This window comes from Microcystis sp. M53603_WE2 (genome assembly GCF_030065435.1).
Genome location: NZ_JASJFF010000159.1, coordinates 1 through 2704, shown reverse-complemented (window position 1 = coordinate 2704; position 2704 = coordinate 1). Strand labels below are relative to the sequence as shown.

Annotated in this window: 2 protein-coding genes and 1 pseudogene; all 3 read left to right on the top strand. The window is 41.7% G+C overall.

All coding sequences use genetic code 11. The features are described from left to right. Nucleotides 1-115 (top strand): annotated as a pseudogene (locus PX481_RS03580) (phosphoribosylformylglycinamidine synthase I); the annotation flags it as partial. A gap of 294 nt (nt 116-409) precedes the next feature. Next, a complete protein-coding gene (cdf31, locus tag PX481_RS03575; protein ID WP_002762471.1) occupies nt 410-1336 on the top strand; it encodes a CDF family zinc efflux transporter Cdf31 in 927 nt (308 codons plus the stop codon). A gap of 46 nt (nt 1337-1382) precedes the next feature. Next, nucleotides 1383-2459: a dTDP-glucose 4,6-dehydratase gene (gene rfbB, locus PX481_RS03570; protein ID WP_043999394.1), complete on the top strand. Its 1077-nt coding sequence runs from the start codon at nt 1383-1385 to the stop codon at nt 2457-2459. Nucleotides 2460-2704: the final 245 nt, after the last annotated feature.

The following is a 2704-nucleotide window of genomic DNA, read 5'->3' as shown; positions in this document are numbered from 1 at the left end:
CAATAAAGCAGGAAATGTGCTAGGAATGATGCCTCATCCCGAACGCGCCGCCGATCTGATGCTCAATTTGACCGATGGGAGTCTGTTATTTCAGGAGTTGATCAATTGTTGTTGACTAGACCTCTTGTAAAAATCAAAAATTGTTGTTAGGGTCAGGAGTCAGTAGCCGGTCGTCAGGAGTCAGGAGAATTAAAAATGAATAATAATCAATTAAATGGTCTATTTACCGACTTTAGGCAATTTAATCCTTATTTTTGCCCTTTTTCAACCCTCAAGTAGTTGGGTTTTTGGGGTTTTGGGGTTTTAGTTGAAATTTCCCTGATAACTGATAACTTACCCACTGATAACTTACCCACTGATAACTGATAACTGATAACTTACCCACTGATAACTGATAACTGATAATCCTGTGGCTGTTTTAAAAGATAATCGGGCTACCGTCCAAAAAGTTCTCTGGATCACCCTACTGCTGAACATTTTGGTTATGGCGATCAAAGCGGGGGTGGGTTTGAGGATTGGTGCTTTAAGTCTGCAAGCGGATGCTCTCCATAGTGTCACCGATAGTGCCAATAATGTCTTGGGATTAGTAGCGATGCGGTTTTCCTCTCCCTATCCAGATCGAGATCATCCCTACGGACATCTGAAATACGAAGCGATCGGAGCTTTAGCGATCGCCGCATTTTTGGGGATTGCCTGTTTTGAAATCTTGCAAGGGGCGGTCATGAGTATTATCAAAGGAGGCAAACCCGTCGAGATTGCAGGTCCTGAGTTATGGCTATTAATTATCGTTTTAGGGGTGAATATTTTTGTCACCTATTATGAAAGATCGGTGGGGCAGCGTGTCGGTAGTGCGATTTTGATTGCCGATGCTCGTCATACCATGAGTGATGTGTGGGTGACAATTACGGTTTTATTGGGTTTAGTCGGGGTTTGGGTGGGCAATACGGCTAATATTCCCCAATTACAATGGTTAGATGTGATTTTGTCCTTTCCCGTCGCTTTTTTGGTGTTTAGCAGTGGTTGGAAAGTCCTGATGGAGAATTTACCTTTGTTAGTGGATGAAATGGCGATCGCTCCTGAGGTGATTCATCAAATTGTCCTGGAGGTGCCGGGGGTGCTTAATTGTCATGCGATTGCGTCTCGGGGAGTGGTGGGAAGACAGGTATTTATAGAAATGCACCTAGTTGTCTCCGCTCAAGATGTGGAAACTGCTCACGCAATCACGGAAGCGGTGGAAGCAAGATTAAGCCAACAATTTAGCCCTGTGAGAATTTTAATTCACGTTGAACCGCCGGATTATCACTCTGATCGGATCACTTTTGATGAAGAAGTGTGAAGCAAAAAAGCCTAAAATAAGTAGCGAACTTTTGCTAGAGGTGGCCATGACGACGGAGAATCAAGCTAGAAGCATAGTAGTTACTGGTGGAGCAGGATTTATCGGCTCGAATTTTGTTCATCATTGGTGCGAGAATTATCCTGAGGATCGTGTAATTGTTCTTGATGCTCTTACCTACGCGGGCAATTTGAATAATTTAGCGACACTGAAAGATAGAAAGAATTTCCGTTTTCTGCAAGGGGATATCTGCGATCGAGCTTTAGTTGATGAATTATTTGCCGGTGAAAATATCGATACAGTTGCCCATTTTGCTGCCGAATCCCATGTGGATCGATCGATTCTTGGACCTAGGGCTTTTGTGCAAACTAATGTGGTGGGAACTTTTACTCTATTAGAAAGTTTTCGGCAACATTGGTTAAGTAATCATCAACCCGATAACTATCGTTTTCTGCACGTTTCCACCGATGAGGTTTATGGCAGTTTAGGAGTAGATGATCCGGCTTTTACCGAAACTACTCCCTATGCTCCTAATAGTCCCTATTCTGCCTCAAAAGCGGGGAGTGATCATCTAGCGAGAGCTTATTTTCACACCTACGGAATGCCGACAATTATTACTAATTGCTCTAATAATTATGGTTCCTATCATTTTCCCGAAAAGTTAATTCCTTTGATGTGTATTAATATTCTTTTGGGTAAACCTTTACCCGTTTATGGTGATGGTCAAAATGTTCGAGATTGGTTATATGTTCGGGATCATTGTCAAGCTTTAGATACAGTTATTCACAAAGGCAAAGCGGGAGAAACCTATAATATTGGCGGAAATAATGAGGTAAAAAATATCGATTTAGTCAGGATGTTATGTGAGTTAATGGATGAATTAGCTCCCGATTTACCCGTGAAACCTGCTCAGAATTTAATTACCTTTGTTAAGGATCGCCCCGGACATGATCGCCGGTATGCTATTGATGCCAGTAAAATTCGCACTGAATTAGGTTGGCAACCTCAGGAAACCGTAGAGGGGGGATTAAGAAAAACCATTCAATGGTATCTCGATCATCGGGATTGGTGGCAACCTTTGTTATCCAAAGAATATCAAGAGTATTATGGGAAAGTTTACGGTTAGAGAGGGGTAAAAACTAGACCTCTTGTAAAAATCACAAATTGTTGTTAGGGTTAGGAGTCAGTAGCCAGTAGTCAGGAGTCAGGAGAATTAAGAATGAGCATTAATCAGTTAAATGGTCTATTTAGGGCTTGCTGAATAATGGTAAAACCCTTTTAAAATAAGGCTTTTGACCTGTTAAAGTCCGATGTTAGTGCAAGAAAATAGGATTGGGACTTTCAAAAACCTTGCATTATCCTTCTTGTAGT